Genomic DNA, 18,726 nt, shown 5'->3' with positions numbered 1-18,726 from the left:
GCGGCTAGAAATTATCTTTCGCACTGCGAAGCGCGGCAAAGGTTTCATGCGGTGCGCTGCCGCCCCATTTCGCCTGCATTTCCGGATCGTCAGCTCGCAGAAACGGATTGGTCGCCAACTCTCGGGCGAGGCCTGTCGGCACGGTCCATTCGCCCTTGGCCCGCTTGGCATCAATCTCTGCACAATAATCCTGCAGGGCGGCATTGCCCGGATCGGCGTGCAGCGCGAAGCGTGCGTTCGCCGCGGTATACTCGTGCGCGCAATAGAGCGTGGTTTCAGGCGGGAGGGCCTTGATCCGCTCAAGACTTGACCAGAATTGCTTCGGTTCGCCTTCGAACATTCGCCCGCAACCCAGCGCGAACACGCTGTCACCCACAAAGGCTACGCCCGCTTGGGGAAGGTGATAGGCAATGTGGCCATTGGTGTGGCCCGATACATCGATCACGTCGGCAGTAAAATCGCCAAGCGCAACGGAATCGCCGTGCTTCACCACGCGATCGATCGAGCTGATTTTCTCGACTTCGCCCGGCGCCACAATCATGGCGCCGGTGGCATCGACGATGTCCTTGTTTCCGCCGGCGTGATCGGGGTGCCAATGGGTGTTCCAGATCTGCGTGATCTTCCATCCCTTGGCATCGGCCTGGCGCAGATACTCCTTGCCATCGGGCGTGTCGATGGCGGCGGTCTCTCCGCTGGCGGGATCGTGGATGAGGAATCCGTAATTGTCGGACAGGCATGGGAATTGGTGGATTTGTAGCATGTCCTGCAATGTAGGAGCGAATGGCGCGCTAGGGAAGGCCGAACCGGGCGAACTGTTGATGCTATAGCTTGTCGTCAAACAACAGGTCGACCATGGCATGAAGTCGAGGGGCGCCGGACGTCTCGTCCGCCTGCAGGCTTAGCAGACTGTCGATTGTCAGGCTGACATAGCCATGGACCAGGCACCACAATGCCAGCGAGCGACTGGTGCTGGCCGGGACTTCTAGGCGAGCCTCGTCACCCGTGGTCGCAAGCAAGTTTGCATAGAGGCGCTCCATGGCGTCTTCCAGTTGCGGATTTGCAAGGTCAAGCTGGTCAGCGCGCCACAGCAAGCGATAACGGTGGGCATTGTGCAACGCAAATTTCAGCACCGCATCCGCCATGGTACGCGCACGTGCCGGGGTGGCCGGCGGTAGCCGGGAGGTCGCCGTTTCTACCTGCTCGGCCAGATCGTCAAAGTCCTGAACCGCGAGCGCAGTAAGCAGGGCCCGGCGATCCGCGAAGTGATTGGCAGGCGCTGCGTGGGAGACGCCCGCCTGGCGCGCGGTCTCCCGGATGGTGACATGATCGGCGCCTTTTGCGTCCAGCAATTTGCGGGCTGCAATTAGCAGCTTTTCCGCTGCGTCACCTTTTCGTTGGCCGCTAGAACCCACTCTCGCCATGCTTGCGCCTTTTCCTGGAAGATTGACACTGTCAATCAAGTTTATATTGACAATGTCAATATCAACGGAGGACGAGATGATTCGAAAATTACTGTTTACACTGGCAATCCTGCCATTTGCTGTCGTCACGCCGGTACTGGAAGTCAGTCCCACTCATGTGTTCAACCCGGATTGGCCCGGCCATGCGCGGCTGCACGATGTCTGGCAACTGATAACGCACTCCACCCTTGCGCTTTATATGGCCTGGCTGGTGTGGCTGCGCGGTCGCGAGCGCGAAGGCTGCGTGGTCGGGTTGATCGTCATCGGCAGTTTCCTTGTCGCGCATTTTATGAGCCCGCTATACGGTGGCTCCATGAGCCATAGTGACGGCATTCCCTTGAGCCCCGCCGCACAGGCAGCGGTAATGGTCATGGCCGCCGCGGGCGGAATCCTGGCCGGCTTGCTGCTGACCGCAGGGAAGCGCGAGACTGCACAACTTCGCTAACCAGAAAGGCCCGCCCGTTCATCTGAACCGGCGGGCCTTTCCTTATCAATCGACGGGCAGCTTTGCTTAGCTGTCCTTGCCCTTGAGCGCTGCACCCAGGATGTCACCCAGCGATGCGCCGCTGTCGGACGAACCGAACTGGGCAACCGCTTCCTTCTCATCGGCGATCTGGCGCGCCTTGACCGAGAAGTTCGGCTTCTTCGAGCGATCGAAACCGATCACCATGGCGTCGAGCTTCTGGCCGACCTGGAAGCGGTCGGGGCGCTGTTCGTCGCGGTCGCGGCCAAGGTCCGAACGCTTGATGAAGCCGGTCGCCCCATCCTCGCCAACCTGCACTTCCAGCCCGCCATCGCGCACTTCGAGTACGGTCACGGTCACGGTCTGGTTCTTGCGCAGTGCGCCTGAACCCGAACCCTCTGCCGAAGGTGCGCCCTTTTCGAGCTGCTTCATGCCCAGGCTGATGCGTTCCTTTTCGACATCAACGTCAAGCACGATCGCCTTGACCTGCTCACCCTTGCGGTGAAGCGCCAGCGCGTCCTCGCCCGAGATGCCCCATGCGATATCCGACATGTGGACCATGCCGTCGACATCGCCATCCAGGCCGATGAACAGGCCGAATTCGGTGGCGTTCTTGACTTCGCCTTCGACTTCGCTGCCCACCGGATGCTTCTCGGCGAATTCTTCCCATGGGTTGCCCTGGGCCTGCTTGAGGCCGAGCGAGATGCGGCGCTTGTCGCTGTCCACTTCCAGCACCATCACTTCGACTTCCTGCGAGGTCGACACGATCTTGCCTGGGTGCACGTTCTTCTTGGTCCAGCTCATTTCCGAAACGTGGACCAGGCCCTCGATGCCCGCTTCCAGTTCCACGAAGGCGCCGTATTCGGTGATGTTGGTGACAGTGCCGCTCAGCTTCATGCCGACCGGATATTTCGCCGCCACACCGTCCCACGGATCGCTTTCGAGCTGCTTCATGCCCAGGCTGATGCGCTGGGTATCTTCGTTGATGCGGATGATCTGCACGGTCACGCTCTGGCCGATTTCGATCACTTCGCTGGGGTGGTTGACGCGCTTGTAGCTCATGTCGGTGACATGCAGCAGGCCGTCGATCCCGCCCAGGTCAACAAAGGCACCGTAATCGGTGATGTTCTTCACTACACCTTCGGTGATCTGGCCCTCGGCCAGCTTGTCGATCAGTTCGCTGCGCTGTTCGGCGCGGGTTTCTTCCAGCACTGCACGGCGCGAAACCACGATATTGCCGCGGCGGCGATCCATCTTGAGGATCTGGAACGGCTGCGGCACTTCCATCAGCGGGGTGACATCGCGCACCGGGCGGATATCGACCTGCGAACCTGGCAGGAAGGCAACCGCACCGTCGAGATCGACCGTGAAGCCGCCCTTGACGCGACCAAAGATGCGCCCTTCGACGCGCTTGCCTTCGCCAAATTCGCTTTCCAGCTTGTCCCATGCGGCTTCGCGGCGGGCGCGGTCGCGGCTTAGCATCGCTTCGCCGTCGGAATTTTCGACGCGGTCGACAAACACTTCGACTTCGCTGCCGACGGTCAGGCCGTGGTCGTCTTCGCCGCGGGCAAATTCTTTCAATGCGACGCGGCCTTCGCTCTTGAGGCCGACATCGATCATCGCCATGCCGTTTTCGATGGCGGTCACGGTGCCTTTGACGACGCGGCCTTCAAAGCCTTCGTCGCCTGCACCGCCAAGTTGTTCGTTGAGTAGCGCTTCGAAATCGTCGCGCGTTGGATTGGCTGAAGTTGCCATCAATGTGGGTTTCCTGTTCGTTTTGCTACCGGCCGCCGGTTTTTCCGGGGTCTTTCTCCGTCTCCCGCACCATTGCGGGGCAAACGGGGCAAAGGGCCGATTTCCCGCAGGGCCGAATGCCGCCGCAGGAGTTCTTCAATCCGGGGATTGCATGAACGGTCGGGCGCCTAGTGGAAATGGCCGCAAAAGGCAAGCGCAAAGCCCCCGGATGGCGAGCGTCAAATCCAACAGGATGGAACACATGGAACACAGTCCTGAAGATCGAATCCGGGCGGGGCCATGGCGGAACGGAGCAACATGCCATGACCATGCCACGGGGCCCCGATGTAGGACATGGATTTGTAAAACTATGAGGCTGGGCCAAGCGCCTCCTGCACTGCCGCTATCGCTGCCTCGATCGCCTGTTCCCGGCCAAGGCTGGTGGTGTCGATCACCAGCGCGTCAGGCGCTGCACGAAGGGGTGCATCCTTGCGGCTGATGTCGCGCTCGTCGCGCATCACGATGTCGCGTTCGATTTCCACCAGCGGTATCTCAAGTTCGCGATCCTGCATTTCCATCCAGCGCCGCCGCGCGCGTTCATGAACGCTGGCGGTAATGAACAGCTTTACGTCGGCATCTGGCGCGATCACCGTGCCGATATCGCGCCCATCCAGCACCGCGCCGCCTGGCTGCGTGGCAAAGGCGCGCTGGCGCTCGAACAGCGCCTGGCGCACCGCCGGATGGATCGAGACGCGGCTGGCGAACCCGCCCGTTTCCTCGCTGCGCAAGGCTGGGTCAGCAACCAGCTCGTCAGCGAATTCGCAACCGGCCAGGGCATCGGCGGGATCGTCAGGATTGCCGCCATCAAGCGCCACCTGCCGCCCGACCGCGCGATAGAGCAGGCCGGTGTCGAGATGCGGGAGGGCAAAATGCGCGGCCAGCGCCTTGGCAATGGTGCCCTTGCCCGATGCGGTGGGGCCGTCAACGGCGATGATCATGCTGCGGCGTCCTCAAGCAGGCTTATGAAACCCGGAAAGCTGGTGGCGATGGGCGAGGTGTCGTCAACCTCTACTCCTTCACGGCTGGCAAGCCCGGCAATCGCCATGCTCATCGCGATACGGTGGTCGAGATGGGTGGCAATGGCGGCGCCTTTTGGCGTGCCGGGCAGCGGATCACCGCCGGTGCCGTGGATCACCAGCCCATCGTCAGTTTCCTCGACCCGCGCACCTGCCAGCGTCAGCGCGGCTGCCATCGCGGCCAGCCGGTCGCTTTCCTTGACCCGCAATTCATCGAGTCCGCTGGTTCGCGTCGTCCCCTGCGCCAGCGCGGCGGCCACGAACAGCACCGGAAATTCGTCGATCATGCTGGGTGCGACTGCCGGATCTACCTCGATCCCGGTGAGGATGGAATGGCGCACGCGCAAGTCCGCCACCGGCTCGCCGCCCACTTCGCGGCGGTTCAGTTCGTCGATACTGCCGCCCATCTGGCGCAGCACTTCGATCAGGCCCGCGCGGGTGGGATTGAGCCCGACATTCTCGATTCTGAGGTCGCTACCGGGCACGATCAGCGCCGCGACGATGAAGAAGGCGGCGGAAGAGGGATCGCCGGGCACCTCCACCCGCTGCGGCTTCAGTTCCGCCTCGCCGCGGATGCGGATGATTCGCTCCCCGCCGACCTGCTCTACCTCGAGTTCCGCACCGAAGCCTTTGAGCATGCGCTCCGAATGGTCGCGGGTTGGCACAGGTTCGATTACCGTGGTTATGCCCGGCGTATTGAGCCCGGCAAGCAGCACGGCGCTTTTCACCTGCGCCGATGCCACCGGCAGGCGATAGCTGATCGGCACCGCTGGCTGCGCGCCGCGTATGGTCAGCGGCAGGGTGCCGCCCTCCGACGCATCGAAACTCGCTCCCATCCGGCTGAGCGGTTCGATCACGCGGCCCATCGGACGTTTCGAAAGGCTGGCATCGCCGACCAGGCGGGCGCTGATGGCATGGCTTGCGATGAGGCCCATCAGCAGGCGAGTGCTGGTGCCGCTGTTGCCCATATCGAGGGCGCTTTCAGGCTCTAGCAGCCCGCCAACGCCCACGCCGTGGATGCACCATTCATCGCCCCGTTGCTCAATCGTGGCGCCCATCTTGCGCATTGCTTGGGCAGTGGCCATCACGTCTTCGCCTTCAAGCAGGCCGGTGACGCGCGTTTCCCCCACCGCTAGCGCACCGAACATGATCGAACGGTGGCTGATCGACTTGTCGCCGGGAACGCGCAGGCGGCCATTGAACGGGCCAAGGGGCATGAAGCGGTGAGCAGGCAAGGGAATCTCGGCTGAAAACGGGGTTGCAGTTGCGAGCGCGGCTTTTGACAGCGCCATGCCCCTATGGCAAGGCGCGCCGCGCTCTTGATTCGGCGTGAATCGCTACCCATCAAGAAAGAGAAATTTTTGCGCGGCCCGCCAAGCACGAAACCGGGCCGGACCAAGGGAATACGAAAGATATGGCCAAGCCAGAATGGGGCACCAAGCGTTCCTGCCCCAAATGCGGGGAACGCTTCTACGATCTGGGTAATGACAATCCGGTAACTTGCATCGAATGCGGCGAGGAATGGGATCCAGAGCCCGTGCTCAAGCCCAAGCAGCCGATTCCGTTCGAAGAGGACGAGAAGAAGAAAAAGGAAGCCGAGGCTGACAGCGATCTTGGCGGCGATGACGATCTGGAAGAATTGGGCGATATCGACGAAGATGACGATTCGCCCGACAATGACGTTGACCTTGGCGGCGATGACGACCTTGGCGTGAGCAAGGGCAAGGGCGACGACGAGGATGATGAAAGCTGATTTAGCTGTTGCAAAGGGGAAGCGCGCTTTATAAAGGGCGCTTCCCGCAGGCCTTAGGGCTTGCATGAATGACTGGCGCGGGGCCTTAGCTCAGCTGGGAGAGCGCTACAATGGCATTGTAGAGGTCAGCGGTTCGATCCCGCTAGGCTCCACCAGTCACTGTAAAAGTCGGTTTAACGACCGCACGCTGGCCGACGAGTATTCGTCCGCCGGCGTTTTTCGCGTTTACGGGAGTCCCCCGGAAAAAGTGGCGTTTCACTTTTTCAGTTCGGGAAACGACCGGAAAGGAACACCTGCCATGTCCGGCGGGCGAGGAGAAGAAGTCGATGTTTGACAATCTGTCCGATCGCCTTGGCGGGGTGTTCGACAAGCTCAAGGGCCGCGGCGCGCTGAAAGAGCAGGACGTGCGCGATGCCATGCGCGAAGTCCGCATCGCCCTGCTCGAAGCCGATGTCGCGCTGCCGGTCGCCCGCCGCTTTATCGATGCGGTCACCGAAAAGGCCGTGGGCCAGGACGTGCTGCGCTCGATCACGCCGGGGCAGCAGGTCGTCAAGATCGTCCATGACGAGCTGGTCGAGATGCTGGGCGGGGCGGATACTCCCGGCCTCGATCTCGATGCCAAACCGCCGGTGGTGATCATGATGGTCGGCCTGCAAGGCTCAGGCAAGACCACCACCACCGCCAAGCTGGGCAAGCTGATCCGTGAGAAGCACGGCAAGAAGGCGCTGATGGCCTCGCTCGACGTCAACCGCCCGGCTGCACAGGAACAGCTGGCGGTGCTGGGCACGCAGGTCGATGTCGCCACCTTGCCAATCGTGGCGGGCCAGCAGCCGGTCGATATCGCGCGCCGCGCGATGGAAGCGGCGCGGCTGCAGAATGCCGATGTGCTGCTGCTCGATACCGCAGGGCGCTTGCATGTCGATGAAGCGCTGATGGCCGAAATGAAGGCCGTCGCAGGCGTTTCAACCCCGCACGAAGTCCTGCTGGTGGTTGACAGCCTGACCGGGCAGGATGCCGTCAACGTGGCCCAGAGCTTTAGCGGCGAAGTGCCGCTGACGGGCGTGATCCTGACCCGGATGGACGGCGATGCGCGCGGCGGTGCGGCGCTTTCGATGCGCCATGTCACCGGCAAGCCGATCAAGTTTGCGGGTACCGGTGAGAAGCTCGACGCGATCGAGGCCTTCCATCCCTCGCGCGTGGCCGACCGGATCCTGGGCATGGGCGATGTCGTCAGCCTGGTCGAAAAGGCCGCGGCGACGATTAAGGAAGCGGACGCTGAAGCGCTGGCCAAGCGCATGGCCAAGGGCCAGTTCGATCTCAACGATCTTCGCATGCAGCTGCAGCAGATGCAGAGCATGGGCGGGCTGGGCATGCTGGCAGGCATGATGCCGGGCATGAAGAAGGCTAAGGCGGCGCTCGCGGCGAGCAATATGGATGACAAGGTGCTGGTTCACATGGATGCGATCATCGGCTCGATGACGGCCAAGGAACGCACACGGCCCGAACTGATGAATGCCAAGCGCAAGAAGCGCGTGGCGGCGGGCAGCGGCACCGATGTGCAGGCGGTCAACAAGGTGCTGAAGATGCACCAGGAGATGGGCCGCGCGATGAAGCAGATCAAGAAGATGGGCGGGCTCAAGGGGCTCGGCGCACTGTTCGGAAAAGGCGGCCTGGGCGGCGCCATGCCTGGCCTGGGCGGGCCTGGAATCGGTGCTGGAATGGGTGGCAATATGCACGGACTGGGCGGGCCCAAGGGGCCGTCGGTCGATCCCGACACCCTGCCGCCCGATCTTCGTGATTTATTGAACAAGAAGTAATTTCAAGAATTTAGACTGGAAAGGTAATTTATTATGGCAGTTGCAATCCGTTTGTCGCGCGGTGGCGCGAAGAAGCGTCCTTATTACCGCATCGTGGTGTCAGATTCGCGATCCGCGCGTGACGGCAAGTATCTTGAGCAGATCGGCGTTTACAACCCGATGCTGCCGAAGGATTCGGGCGAGCGCGTGAAGCTTGACGAAGATCGTGCGCGTCACTGGCTGTCGGTTGGTGCCAAGCCTTCTGACCGCGTGCACCGCTTCCTTGATGCAGCCGGCATCCTTGAGCGTGCTCCAAAGAGCAACCCGAAGAAGGGTGAGCCGGGCGAAGCAGCCAGGGAACGCGCCGAAGAAAAGGCAGCCAAGCTGGCTGAAGCCGAAGAAGCCGCCAAGGCTGCCGAAGAGGCACCTGCTGAAGAAGCTCCGGCCGAAGAAGAGGCAGTTGTCGAGGAAGCAGCCGCCGAGGAAGCTCCGGCTGAAGAAGCAGCCGCCGAAGAGGCACCTGCTGAAGAGACACCTGCTGAAGAGGCTCCCGCCGAGGAGGCTACAGCCGAAGAAGCTCCTGCCGAGGAAGCTCCCGCTGAGGACGCTGCTGAAGAAAAGGCCGAGTAAGCCTTCCCATGTCGAACAAGCCCGTCACCCTTGCCGCCATCACCGGTGCGCATGGCGTGGCGGGCGAAGTTCGCCTTAAGCTGCTGGGCGAGGGCGTCGATGCGCTCATCGCCCACAAGAGCTTCAACGAGGGGTCGCTGACCCTCACGAAAATCCGCAGCGACAACAAGGGCGGGGCGATCGCGCGCTTCGCCGAGGTTTCAGGCCGCGATGCGGCTGAAAAACTGCGCGGCACGGCGCTCACCGTATCGCGTGAAAAACTGCCGTCGCTGCAAGAAGGCGAATACTATCACGCCGATCTGATCGGGCTTGCGGTCGTGACAGATAGCGGCGAGGGCATTGGCCGCACAATCGCCGTGCACAATTTCGGCGCCACCGATATCATCGAGATCGAGAAAGACCCTGCACCCGAAAAGGGCCAGAAGACCTTTATGGTGCCGATGACGCCGCAGGCGGTTCCCAGGTGGGATGCCGAGTGGCTGGTAATCTCCGGCGACTTTGTGGATCAGTGAGGTCCGTGGGCAGCGCTTGAAGGGCCGAGGCTGACTTTTCGGGGCTTAGGGGGGCGCCTGTCAGCCTCGGCCCGACGGTATCGGCTCGCTTGTGGGGGTCATACGAGCCGGGGAGCAACGGTCGCGGCATCGGGTAGGCCGAGCGTTGCCAGCAACCAGGCCACGCTGAAGAGCAGTGTGGTCGAGGCAGTTGCGCCAAGTCCGGCGAGGAACGAAGGCAAATAGCTATGCCCCTGGCCTTCGTCGTTGGCCGGATCGAAGCCGAGCAACTTGACTTCAATGGATGACAGATAGGGCTTGAGCTGTTCGATCAGGTTTTTCTCGTTCTCGATTGGACGACCGGCGAACAGATCGCTGTCCCTCCGGATAATCTGGGCTTCCAACATTGGTATTCTCCTTGGCTCGTGATGGATGCCAAATGCCTCATTCGTACGCATTGAGCCAACAAAAGCGCTGGCAATAGCTATAAGTTGAATTTATAGGTAATGGAATGAATCGGCTCCCTCCTCTTACCGCTGTCCGCGCCTTCGAGGCGGCGGGCCGCCATGAGAATTTTTCGCGAGCGGCGGAGGAACTGGGGCTGACACAGGCGGCCATCAGCTATCAAATCCGCCAATTGGAAGACCGGGTCGGCAAGCCACTGTTTGTGCGTGAAAAGGGCCGCGTCAGGCTGTCCGAGGCGGGCCAGCGGTTGCTTCCGGCGGTCAGCGGCGGCTTTGCCGGAATTGCCGATGCATTTGAAACGCTGCGCGAAGATGACGCGGAAATCCTGTCGGTGAATGCTTCCATGTCGATCGGCGGGGCGTGGCTTTCAGCGCGGATCGGTCGCTTCCAACTGCGCTATCCGGACATTGCCGTGCGGCTTTCGCTGTCGAACGAACTTATCGATTTTGCCGGCAGCAGCGTCGATGTGGCATTGCGGGCCGGTCGCGGACAATGGAGCGGGCTGCGCGCAGATTTCCTGTTTCGACAGCACTTTTCACCGGTCTGCACCGCCGAATTTATCGAACGCAATGCAATCTCGAAACCGGAAGATATCTTGCGGGTTGAAAGGCTTTCGCCCAACGATTCCGTGTGGAACAACTGGTTTGCCGCTGCCGGACTGGACACTCCGCCGCCGCCGCCGCGCCCGGGCGTAGTCATGGATAGCCAGATGCAGGAAGCGAGCGCGATTCTTGGAGGTTATGGCATTGCCTTGCTCACGCCGATCTTCTGGCGCGCGGACATCGATTCAGGTCGGCTGGTCCAGCCGTTCGAATCGCTCTACGTGCCGCTCAGTTCGCATTATCTCGTAAATCCGGCGGGCAGGGTCGGTGTGCGCAAGATCGAGCGTTTCCGCGAATGGCTGCACGACGAACTGTTGGAAGAGCGCAAGCATTCGCGCGCAACAATATGGGAAGTTCCCGAATGACCTTTGCCGCCACCATCCTCACGCTTTACCCAGAGATGTTTCCCGGGCCGCTGGGCGTTTCGCTGGCGGGCAAGGCATTGGAGCGGGGGGACTGGTCGTGCGAAACTGTCCAGATCCGCGATTTTGCGACTGACAAGCATCGCACCGTCGATGACACGCCAGCCGGCGGCGGGGCGGGCATGGTGCTGAAAGCAGATGTGCTGGCGAGGGCGCTTGACTCAATCCTCCCCGAAACGGGGAGGGGGACCGTCGAAGACGGTGGAGGGGCACCTCCCGCAAATTCGCCCATGCCCCTCCACCATCCGGCGGCCAAGGCCTTGGATGGTCCCCCTCCCCCGCTGGGGGAGGATATTCGCCCCATTCTTGCCATGACCCCGCGCGGCAAGCCGATCACCCAAGCGCGCATCCGCGAACTTGCAGCCGGGCCAGGCGTCACCATCATCTGCGGGCGGTTCGAAGGCTTCGATGAAAGGCTGTTCGAGGCGCGCCCCGAGATCGAGCAGGTCAGCCTTGCAGACATCGTATTGTCGGGCGGGGAGCCCGCCGCGCTGGCCATACTTGACGCTTGCATTCGCCTGCTCCCCGGCGTAATGGGCGCGCCTTCAAGCGGGCAGGAGGAATCCTTCGAAGACGGATTGCTCGAATATCCGCAATACACCCGACCTCAAGAGTGGGAAGGGCGCACGATCCCTGAAGTGCTGCGATCGGGGGATCATGCGAAAGTCGCTTCCTGGCGCAAAGCCCAGGCGGAAGAGACAACACGGCTACGCAGGCCGGACTTATGGGAACGCTATAGTGGCGATCCGGTCCGCTCTGCCTCTGGTGCGCAGTCGAAAAAGAAGGAAATGGACCAGTGAATCTGATCCAGCAGATCGAAGCGGAAGAAATTGCCAAAGCTGGCAAGGATATTCCTGAATTTCGTGCCGGCGACACCGTTCGCGTGGGCGTGAAGGTCAAGGAAGGCAACCGCGAACGTATTCAGAATTTCGAAGGTGTGGTGATCGCCCGTTCGAACCGCTCCATCAACAGCAATTTCACCGTGCGCAAGATGAGCTTCGGCGAAGGTGTGGAGCGCGTGTTCCCGCTCTACGCGCCGATCGTCGACAGCATCACCGTGGTTCGCCGCGGCGTGGTGCGCCGGGCCAAGCTTTATTACCTGCGTGGCCGCACCGGCAAGCGTGCGCGCATCGCCGAACGCCGCGACAACACGCCCAAGGCATAGGCCGCGGCGTAAACAACGCTAAGCATTCAAAGGGCGGCCCTGCGGGGTCGCCCTTTTTCGTTTGGGCTTTGCAATCACTTCCGATTTTCGTCATTGCGAGCAACCGAAAGCTTGCGCGGCAATCCATCGCTCGTCCATGGATTGCTTCGCTCCGCCTGCAATGACGAGGTCTGAATTGGAATGCGCTCCTTACTTTTTGCTGCCGCTCTGCTTGCCGCCGCTCCTGCCTTTGCGGAGGAGCCAATGACCGCTGAAGCCCCCAGCCTCACCTTCGAGCGCGTCTTCGCATCGCCTTCGCTTGACGGGCCGAGCCCGCGCCAGCCCAAGCTTTCGCCAGACGGGCGCTGGCTGACCTTGCTGCGCAACCGCGAAACGGACCGCGAACGCTACGATTTGTGGGGCTATGACCGCGAAAGCGGCGAATGGACCATGCTGGTCGACAGTGAAAAGCTCGGTTCGGGCCGCGAGCTTTCCGAAGACGAGAAGATGCAGCGCGAACGGCTGCGTGTCGGCAATCTCAAGGGCATCATCAGCTATCAATGGGCGAGCGACGGTGCATCGGTGCTCGTCCCGCTCGATGGCGATCTTTACCTTGCCGGGCTCGATGGCAGCGTGACGCGCCTGACCGATACCGAGGAAAGCGAACTCAATCCCGCGCTCAGCCCCAAATCGGCGTTTGTCTCATTCGTGCGCGATCGCCAACTGTGGGTCGGCAAGGCAGGGGAAGAGGCTAGGCCGGTTACGCCCCGCGAGGCCGATACGATCCGCTGGGGCGAGGCGGAATTCGTCGCGCAGGAAGAAATGGACCGCCACACCGGCTTTTGGTGGTCACCCGATGAAAGCCGCCTGGTGGTTCAGCGCACCGATGAAAGCCCGGTTGGAGTGGTCACCCGCGCGGCGATCGGCGCGACCGGCACCAAAGTGTTTGACCAGCGCTATCCCGCCGCGGGCACCGCCAATGCGATCGTCGAACTCTACGTGATGGACCCTGATGGCCAGAACCGGGTCAGGATCGATCTGGGCGAGGAAGCCGACATCTATGTTGCGCGCGTCGACTGGGCACCCGATGGCAGCGCGATCTATGTTCAGCGCCAGAACCGTGAGCAGACCGTGCTCGACATGCTGAAAATTGATCCGGCAACCGGCGCAAGCGAAACCTGGTTCACCGAGCATGCCGCGCGCGCGAATTACTGGATCAATCTGGGCAATGACTACCGCTTCATGGATGACGGATCGTTGATCTGGTGGAGCGAGCGCGACGGTTTCGGGCATCTCTATCATTTCAGGAATGGCCAGTGGACCCAGCTGACCAGCGGCGGATGGGTTGTCACACGCCTTGCGGGCGTCGACCAGAAGCAGGGCCGCCTCTATTTTGAAGGCAATGCCGATGGCGTGCTCGAACGGCATGTCTACGCGCTTGATCTGGACACGCCCGGCAAGTGGGACCGGCTGACCGAGCCAGGCCATGTCCATGCCGCAGTGATGGACGACAAGGCGCAGTCCCTGCTGGTGACGCGCTCATCGCCCACTCAGCCTTCGCAGACCTATCTTGCAGATACGGCAGGAAAACGCATTGCATGGGTCGAAGAGAATGCGCTTGATGCCAGCCATCCCTATGCGCCCTATCTCGCCAGCCATGTCGCGCCTGAATTCGGCACGGTCGCCGCAGATGACGGAACGCCGATGCACTGGATGATGCTCAAGCCGGAGATGGAACCGGGCAAGCAATATCCGGTGCTGTTCTATCATTATGGCGGGCCTGGGCCGCAAATGGTCGATCGCGCCTGGGAAGGCGCGCTGGCGCAGGCCGTAGTGGACCGGGGCTATATCTGGTTTGTGCTCGATAATCGGGGAAGTGCGAATCGCGGCGTCGAATTCGAACAACCGCTTTATCAAGCAATGGGCGGGGTCGAGGTCGCCGACCAGAAGGCCGGTGCCGAATTCCTCAAGGCGCTCGATTTCGTCGATCCGGCCAAGATCGCGCTCTATGGCTGGTCCTATGGCGGTTACATGACGCTCAAGCAGTTACAGGCCGATCCCGGCCTTTATGCCGCCGGGATTGCCGGGGCGCCGGTGACCAGGTGGGAGCTTTATGACACCCATTATACCGAGCGCTATATGGGTGACCCGAACAAGCTGCCCGAGGCCTATCGCGCGGCCAATGCAACGGAGAATGCCGCGAAGATCGCCGATCCGCTGCTGCTGATCCACGGCATGGCGGATGACAATGTGGTGTTCGAGCATTCATCCGAATTGATCGCCAAGCTGCAAGGCAGCAACACGAAGTTCGAGATGATGCTCTATCCCGGCCAGACGCACCGCGTGGCGGGCGAGCAGATTTCGCCGCATCTGTGGAACACCATCTTCAATTTCCTTGAGCGGCACGGGGTCACTGCGCCGGAGTGACGGTTTAGCCGCCCCAAGCCGAATTATTTTGCAGTGCAGCGCACAGACGCTATGGCCTCGCGTCTTGCCTTTAATGGAGTGAGTGTGAATGGGCTATCGAGTGGCGATTGTCGGGGCGACGGGGAATGTCGGGCGCGAGATGATGCAGATTCTCGCCGAACGTGAGTTTCCGTGCGACGAGGTTGCGGCGGTTGCATCGAGCCGTTCGATCGGCACCGAAGTGGAATTCGGCGACACCGGCAAGATGCTCAAATGCAAGAATATCGAGCATTTCGACTTCACCGGCTGGGATATCGCCCTGTTCGCGGCGGGCAGCGGCCCGGCCAAGGAATATGCGCCCAAGGCGGCGGCAGCCGGCTGCGTGGTGATCGATAACAGCTCGCTCTACCGGATGGACCCTGACGTGCCGCTGGTGGTGCCTGAAGTGAACCCGGACGCGATCGACGGATATTCCAAGCGTAACATCATCGCCAATCCCAATTGCTCGACCGCGCAGCTGGTGGTTGCGCTCAAGCCCCTGCACGATGCCGCCACAATCAAGCGGGTTGTGGTGTCGACCTATCAATCGGTTTCGGGCGCGGGCAAGGCGGGGATGGACGAACTGTTCAACCAGAGCCGCGCAATCTTTGTCGGCGATCCGGTTATGGTGGAAAAATTCACCAAGCAGATCGCGTTCAACGTGATCCCGCATATCGACGTGTTCCTGGATGATGGCTCGACCAAGGAAGAATGGAAGATGGTGGTCGAGACCAAGAAAATCCTCGACCCCCGGATCAAGCTCAACGCCACATGCGTGCGGGTGCCAGTCTTCGTGGGCCATTCCGAGGCGGTCAATATCGAGTTCGAGAACGAGCTTTCCGCCGAGCAGGCACAGGACATCCTGCGCGAGGCGCCTGGCGTGATGCTGGTCGACAAGCGTGAAGACGGCGGATACGTCACCCCGGTCGAATGCGCGGGCGACGGCGCGACCTATGTCAGCCGCGTGCGCGAAGACCCGACGGTGGAGAACGGCATTACCCTGTGGTGCGTATCGGACAATCTGCGCAAGGGCGCTGCGCTCAACGCGGTGCAGATTGCCGAGCTGCTGGGGCGCCGCCATCTCAAGAAGGGTTGACGCCCGCAGGCCTTAGTGCGGGGCTGCCTCGGCCACAGGGGCGGCTCTCGCTCGCCGGTTGATCCGCAGCAGGAAGGCGAGCGGGGCAGCGGCAAGCGTGACCCACATCATCAGCCAGAAATCATTGATATAGGCGATCATGGCCGCCTGCCGGTTCACCTCGGCATCGGCAATCCGCAGCACCACGTCCCCCATGGCCTGAAATCGTTCGATCGTCGAAACGTCGATAATATTGCCGGTCAGCGCAGTAACATGTCCGGCAAGGTCGCTGTGGCTGACCTGGATATTGCGGCCCAGCAACACCATCATCAAGGCGATCCCCGCCGAAGCGCCCAGCGAACGGCTCAGGTTGAGCAGACTTGATCCTTCCGTCCGCAGGTGCGGGGGCAGCGTGGCGAAGGCCACCACCTGCAGGGGAATGAATACCAGCCCCATGCCCAGCCCCTGGATCAGGCCCGAACCGATGATATGCATATTGTCGACTGCCAGCGACCAATGCGCCATCTGCCACAATGAAAAGGCGGTCATCAAAAGCCCGGTGGCCACGATCGCCCGCGCATCGAACCCCCAGCGCATCATCAGCCCGGATAACTGCATGCTGATCAGAATGCCCACTCCGCGCGGCATCAGCACTATGCCGGTGTCGATCACGCCATAGCCGAACAGGTTTTGCAGCATTGGCGGCAACAGCGCCATCACCGCGAACATGACCACGCCGGTAAGCAGCATGAACAAAAGCGAAATCACGAAATTGCGATCGGTAAACAGCCGGACGTGGAACAAGGGATTATCCGCCGTCGCCAGGTGCACCACCACCATCCAGGCCGCCGCCGCCGCCACGATTGTGTAAATCCAGATTTCGGTGGCATCGAACCAGTCAACGTGACCGCCGCGGTCGAGCAGCAGCTGGAGCCCCGAAAGCGCCAGGGCAAGAAGGATAAACCCGGTCAGGTCGAACCGCCGTTTGCGCTTTTCGCGATGCGGCAGGAAAGCGATCAGCGTAGCCAGTGAAAGAATCCCGATTGGCAGGTTGACGTAAAACACCCAGCGCCAGTTGGCCGATTCGGTCAGCCAACCACCCAGAATTGGCCCCAGGATCGGACCGATCATGATTCCCATCCCCCAGATCGCCATCACCTGCGGATGTTTGCTGGGTTTGGTGACATCAAGCATGAATGCCTGGCTGAGCGGTGCGATAAAGGCCCCGGCGACGCCCTGAAGCGCGCGGAAGGCGATCATCTCCTCAAGGTTCTGGGCCATGCCGCACAACATCGAGGCGATGATGAACCCCGCCACCGATCCGATGAACAATCGCCGCGCACCGATCTGGTCCGCCAGCCAGCCGGTGATCGGCAAGGCGATGGCTGAGGCGATGATATAGCTGGTCAGTACCCAGGTGACGCTGTCGATCGTCGCGCCCAGCGAAGCCTGCATGTGCGGGATCGCGACATTGGCGATGGTGGTGTCGAGGATCTGCAGCAGCGATGCAGACATGACCCCGATAATCAGCAGCCAGTAATTGCCCGTTTGAAGATATGCCTCATCCCCGGGAACAGTGCCGGGCAGGGCTTCGGATGCGGGGGAAGGGGCAGCAGCGCTGGCCACGGACTACTCGCCGCGCGGTTCGGTATAGACCGTTACATCGCTCGAAAGGCCGGCGATCAGGCGCTTTTCGCTCTGCTGGTCGATCGCAATGCGCACGGGCACGCGCTGCGTTACCTTGACCCAATTGCCGGTGGCGTTCTGGGCAGGCAGTACCGAAAATTCCGAACCTGTGCCGGCACCGATGGTTTCGACATGGCCGGTCAGCTCAAGGCCGGGATAGGCATCGAATTCGACCTTGGCGCGCTGGCCGGGGGCCATGTCGGTAAGGTCGGTTTCCTTGAAATTGGCTTCGATATAGGTCGATTGCTCGGCCACCAACGTCAGCACCGGCAGACCTGAGACGAGCTGTTGCCCGGGTTGCAGGCGGTCAGCCTGTGCCACGCGCCCGGCGATCGGTGCGCGTACTTCGGTGCGGGCAAGCGCGAGCTGGGCATTGGCCTTGCTCGCCAGTGCCGCGGCAACCTGCGGATTCACGCCGGGCACGGCCGCGCCGGTGGCAAGCCTGGCGCGCGCCTCGCGCTGGCGCGCCTGCGCCTGGCGCAATTGTTCGCGTGCTTTGGCCAGTTCGTGCGAGGCGGCGTCAAAATCAGCCTTGGTGCTGAAGCCGCGCTTGTGCAGCGCATCAACCCGGTCAAATTTGGCCTGGGCAAAGGCGATGTCTTCGCGCGCGGCGGAAATATCGACCCCGGTCAGATCGGTCGAATTGCTCAGCGCGATGACATTGGCCTGCGCTGCTGCGATCGCGGCATCTGCCTCTGCCAGCTGCAACAGGTATGGTTCGGGATCGATCCGGAACAGCAATTGGCCGGCTTCGACCATGTCGCCGTCTTCGACCATGATTTCGATAATCTTGCCGCTCACCTCGGCGCTGATCGAAACCTTGTCCTGTTTGACATAGGCATTGTCGGTCGAGACCTTGCCTTGCAGGCCAAGCCAGTAAATCCCCGCTCCGGCCAGCAGCAGCAACGGAACCGATAGCATGGTTATCAGCCGCAGCCAGCGATTGCGCGGGCGGGCCTTGGGCCCCGCATTTGCTTCAGCGGGTATCGCCTGGGGCTCCAGATCGGAGAAAGCTGGATCTGCTTCAGCCATTGACCACCGCCCCCTGGCGCGCGAGCGCAAGGTTGGTGCCCATACGCTCCAGAAGTTGCGACAGTGCTTGCCTGTCAGCGTCACAAAACCCTCGCAGCACTTCGCCGAACATATCTTCGACGATTGCCTCAAGCCGGGTTACGATGCCCTTGCTCTTGGCGGTGAGATGCAGGATGCGCGCACGCCGGTCGCTCGGGTCCGGGCGCCGCTCGATCCACCCTGCATCCTCCATCCGGTCGATGATTCGGGTCAAGGTGATGGGCTCGACTTCAAGCAATTCTGCATAATGGGCCTGATTTTGCCCGCCCTGCCGTTCAAGCGACAAAAGCAGCCTAGCCTGCACGGCGGTAAGCCCCAGGCTGCGCACACGGTCGTCAAACAGGCGGCGCAACATGCGCGAATTATCCGCCATCCGGTAGCCAAGTTCGGAAACCATGCGTGCACATATAATA

General features: G+C 61.6%; 18 protein-coding genes, 1 tRNA gene and 1 pseudogene. 11 read left to right on the top strand and 9 right to left on the bottom strand.

Going from position 1 to position 18,726, the window contains the following annotated elements; genetic code table 11:
• Nucleotides 1-4: 4 nt before the first annotated feature.
• Together gloB and ACX3VQ_RS10155 are read right to left on the bottom strand one after the other, a co-directional pair.
• Entirely contained in the window at nucleotides 5-760 is a 756-nt protein-coding gene (gene gloB, locus ACX3VQ_RS10160) for a hydroxyacylglutathione hydrolase (protein ID WP_462580940.1), read from the bottom strand.
• Between the two features lie 61 nt (nucleotides 761-821).
• Entirely contained in the window at nucleotides 822-1,421 is a 600-nt protein-coding gene (locus ACX3VQ_RS10155; protein WP_462580938.1) for a TetR/AcrR family transcriptional regulator, read from the bottom strand.
• A 52-nt stretch (nucleotides 1,422-1,473) separates the two neighbouring features.
• Here ACX3VQ_RS10155 and ACX3VQ_RS10150 point away from each other — a divergent pair, with 52 nt between their 5' ends.
• Complete coding sequence (locus tag ACX3VQ_RS10150; RefSeq protein WP_462580937.1) at nucleotides 1,474-1,905, top strand: hypothetical protein; 432 nt, start codon at nucleotides 1,474-1,476, stop codon at nucleotides 1,903-1,905.
• Between the two features lie 66 nt (nucleotides 1,906-1,971).
• On the opposite strand, the gene rpsA is transcribed toward ACX3VQ_RS10150, so the two are convergent.
• From rpsA to aroA, 3 genes are all read right to left on the bottom strand, one after another.
• On the bottom strand, nucleotides 1,972-3,678 hold the full coding sequence (rpsA, locus tag ACX3VQ_RS10145) for a 30S ribosomal protein S1 (RefSeq protein ID WP_462572901.1): 1,707 nt from the start codon (nucleotides 3,676-3,678) through the stop codon (nucleotides 1,972-1,974).
• Nucleotides 3,679-4,025: 347 nt separating this feature from the next.
• Nucleotides 4,026-4,655: a (d)CMP kinase gene (cmk, locus tag ACX3VQ_RS10140; protein WP_462580935.1), complete on the bottom strand. Its 630-nt coding sequence runs from the start codon at nucleotides 4,653-4,655 to the stop codon at nucleotides 4,026-4,028.
• On the bottom strand, nucleotides 4,652-5,950 hold the full coding sequence (aroA, locus tag ACX3VQ_RS10135; RefSeq protein ID WP_462581206.1) for a 3-phosphoshikimate 1-carboxyvinyltransferase: 1,299 nt from the start codon (nucleotides 5,948-5,950) through the stop codon (nucleotides 4,652-4,654). Before aroA ends, cmk begins: the two co-directional genes overlap by 4 nt.
• A 197-nt stretch (nucleotides 5,951-6,147) precedes the next feature.
• On the opposite strand from aroA, the gene ACX3VQ_RS10130 reads away from it, so the two are divergent.
• The 5 genes and pseudogenes from ACX3VQ_RS10130 (at nucleotide 6,148) to rimM (ending at nucleotide 9,424) form a co-directional block, all read left to right on the top strand.
• Entirely contained in the window at nucleotides 6,148-6,486 is a 339-nt protein-coding gene (locus ACX3VQ_RS10130) for an FYDLN acid domain-containing protein (protein WP_462572904.1), read from the top strand.
• Nucleotides 6,487-6,565: 79 nt separating this feature from the next.
• A tRNA-Ala gene (locus ACX3VQ_RS10125) sits at nucleotides 6,566-6,641 on the top strand.
• A 171-nt stretch (nucleotides 6,642-6,812) separates the two neighbouring features.
• The gene (ffh, locus tag ACX3VQ_RS10120; RefSeq protein WP_462580933.1) at nucleotides 6,813-8,303 is read left to right on the top strand and encodes a signal recognition particle protein; all 1,491 of its coding nucleotides are present in this window, start codon (nucleotides 6,813-6,815) and stop codon (nucleotides 8,301-8,303) included.
• A 33-nt stretch (nucleotides 8,304-8,336) separates the two neighbouring features.
• Nucleotides 8,337-8,801: pseudogene (rpsP, locus tag ACX3VQ_RS10115) on the top strand (30S ribosomal protein S16); the annotation flags it as partial.
• 119 nt (nucleotides 8,802-8,920) lie between these two features.
• On the top strand, nucleotides 8,921-9,424 hold the full coding sequence (gene rimM, locus ACX3VQ_RS10110; protein ID WP_462580931.1) for a ribosome maturation factor RimM: 504 nt from the start codon (nucleotides 8,921-8,923) through the stop codon (nucleotides 9,422-9,424).
• 98 nt (nucleotides 9,425-9,522) lie between these two features.
• On the opposite strand, the gene ACX3VQ_RS10105 is transcribed toward rimM, so the two are convergent.
• Nucleotides 9,523-9,810: a hypothetical protein gene (locus ACX3VQ_RS10105; RefSeq protein ID WP_462580929.1), complete on the bottom strand. Its 288-nt coding sequence runs from the start codon at nucleotides 9,808-9,810 to the stop codon at nucleotides 9,523-9,525.
• Nucleotides 9,811-9,914: 104 nt separating this feature from the next.
• Between ACX3VQ_RS10105 and ACX3VQ_RS10100 the strand changes: the two genes are divergently transcribed.
• The 5 genes from ACX3VQ_RS10100 (at nucleotide 9,915) to ACX3VQ_RS10080 (ending at nucleotide 15,577) form a co-directional block, all read left to right on the top strand.
• The gene (locus ACX3VQ_RS10100; RefSeq protein WP_462580927.1) at nucleotides 9,915-10,835 is read left to right on the top strand and encodes a LysR substrate-binding domain-containing protein; all 921 of its coding nucleotides are present in this window, start codon (nucleotides 9,915-9,917) and stop codon (nucleotides 10,833-10,835) included.
• Nucleotides 10,832-11,692 carry a tRNA (guanosine(37)-N1)-methyltransferase TrmD gene (gene trmD, locus ACX3VQ_RS10095; protein ID WP_462580925.1) on the top strand — a complete coding sequence of 287 codons (861 nt, stop codon included), beginning with the start codon at nucleotides 10,832-10,834 and terminating at the stop codon, nucleotides 11,690-11,692. The genes ACX3VQ_RS10100 and trmD overlap by 4 nt, the downstream gene beginning before the upstream one ends.
• Nucleotides 11,689-12,057, top strand: a complete 369-nt coding sequence (gene rplS, locus ACX3VQ_RS10090) for a 50S ribosomal protein L19 (RefSeq protein WP_462580924.1) — start codon at nucleotides 11,689-11,691, stop codon at nucleotides 12,055-12,057. Before trmD ends, rplS begins: the two co-directional genes overlap by 4 nt.
• 180 nt (nucleotides 12,058-12,237) lie before the next feature.
• A complete protein-coding gene (locus ACX3VQ_RS10085) occupies nucleotides 12,238-14,463 on the top strand; it encodes a S9 family peptidase (RefSeq protein WP_462580923.1) in 2,226 nt (741 codons plus the stop codon).
• 88 nt (nucleotides 14,464-14,551) lie between these two features.
• Nucleotides 14,552-15,577 (top strand): aspartate-semialdehyde dehydrogenase, encoded by a 1,026-nt coding sequence (locus ACX3VQ_RS10080; RefSeq protein WP_462580922.1) that lies wholly within the window; start codon nucleotides 14,552-14,554, stop codon nucleotides 15,575-15,577.
• A 12-nt stretch (nucleotides 15,578-15,589) separates the two neighbouring features.
• On the opposite strand, the gene ACX3VQ_RS10075 is transcribed toward ACX3VQ_RS10080, so the two are convergent.
• From ACX3VQ_RS10075 to ACX3VQ_RS10065, 3 genes are read right to left on the bottom strand one after another with little or no spacing between them, the layout of a single operon-like run.
• Nucleotides 15,590-17,182: a DHA2 family efflux MFS transporter permease subunit gene (locus ACX3VQ_RS10075; protein WP_462580921.1), complete on the bottom strand. Its 1,593-nt coding sequence runs from the start codon at nucleotides 17,180-17,182 to the stop codon at nucleotides 15,590-15,592.
• A 3-nt stretch (nucleotides 17,183-17,185) separates the two neighbouring features.
• Nucleotides 17,186-18,274: an HlyD family secretion protein gene (locus tag ACX3VQ_RS10070; protein ID WP_462580920.1), complete on the bottom strand. Its 1,089-nt coding sequence runs from the start codon at nucleotides 18,272-18,274 to the stop codon at nucleotides 17,186-17,188.
• Nucleotides 18,267-18,710: a MarR family winged helix-turn-helix transcriptional regulator gene (locus tag ACX3VQ_RS10065; protein ID WP_462580919.1), complete on the bottom strand. Its 444-nt coding sequence runs from the start codon at nucleotides 18,708-18,710 to the stop codon at nucleotides 18,267-18,269. Before ACX3VQ_RS10065 ends, ACX3VQ_RS10070 begins: the two co-directional genes overlap by 8 nt.
• Between the last annotated feature and the right edge of the window lie 16 nt (nucleotides 18,711-18,726).

The organism is Altererythrobacter chaiwopuensis (assembly GCF_054957735.1).
Note: the sequence above shows the minus strand (reverse complement) of the source record. Positions and strands in the feature narration are given on the sequence as shown.

Bases quoted from the DNA above. Each gene is read 5' to 3' on its own strand.
- trmD (WP_462580925.1), top strand. From the start codon at position 10,832: ATGACCTTTGCCGCCACCATCCTCACGCTTTACCCAGAGATGTTTCCC.
- ffh (WP_462580933.1), top strand. From the start codon at position 6,813: ATGTTTGACAATCTGTCCGATCGCCTTGGCGGGGTGTTCGACAAGCTC.
- ACX3VQ_RS10065 (WP_462580919.1), bottom strand. From the start codon at position 18,710: ATGGTTTCCGAACTTGGCTACCGGATGGCGGATAATTCGCGCATGTTG.
- gloB (WP_462580940.1), bottom strand. From the start codon at position 760: ATGCTACAAATCCACCAATTCCCATGCCTGTCCGACAATTACGGATTC.
- ACX3VQ_RS10130 (WP_462572904.1), top strand. From the start codon at position 6,148: ATGGCCAAGCCAGAATGGGGCACCAAGCGTTCCTGCCCCAAATGCGGG.
- cmk (WP_462580935.1), bottom strand. From the start codon at position 4,655: ATGATCATCGCCGTTGACGGCCCCACCGCATCGGGCAAGGGCACCATT.
- ACX3VQ_RS10085 (WP_462580923.1), top strand. From the start codon at position 12,238: ATGCGCTCCTTACTTTTTGCTGCCGCTCTGCTTGCCGCCGCTCCTGCC.
- aroA (WP_462581206.1), bottom strand. From the start codon at position 5,950: ATGCCCCTTGGCCCGTTCAATGGCCGCCTGCGCGTTCCCGGCGACAAG.
- ACX3VQ_RS10080 (WP_462580922.1), top strand. From the start codon at position 14,552: ATGGGCTATCGAGTGGCGATTGTCGGGGCGACGGGGAATGTCGGGCGC.
- ACX3VQ_RS10100 (WP_462580927.1), top strand. From the start codon at position 9,915: ATGAATCGGCTCCCTCCTCTTACCGCTGTCCGCGCCTTCGAGGCGGCG.
- ACX3VQ_RS10150 (WP_462580937.1), top strand. From the start codon at position 1,474: ATGTCAATATCAACGGAGGACGAGATGATTCGAAAATTACTGTTTACA.
- ACX3VQ_RS10105 (WP_462580929.1), bottom strand. From the start codon at position 9,810: ATGTTGGAAGCCCAGATTATCCGGAGGGACAGCGATCTGTTCGCCGGT.
- rimM (WP_462580931.1), top strand. From the start codon at position 8,921: ATGTCGAACAAGCCCGTCACCCTTGCCGCCATCACCGGTGCGCATGGC.
- ACX3VQ_RS10155 (WP_462580938.1), bottom strand. From the start codon at position 1,421: ATGGCGAGAGTGGGTTCTAGCGGCCAACGAAAAGGTGACGCAGCGGAA.
- rpsA (WP_462572901.1), bottom strand. From the start codon at position 3,678: ATGGCAACTTCAGCCAATCCAACGCGCGACGATTTCGAAGCGCTACTC.
- ACX3VQ_RS10070 (WP_462580920.1), bottom strand. From the start codon at position 18,274: ATGGCTGAAGCAGATCCAGCTTTCTCCGATCTGGAGCCCCAGGCGATA.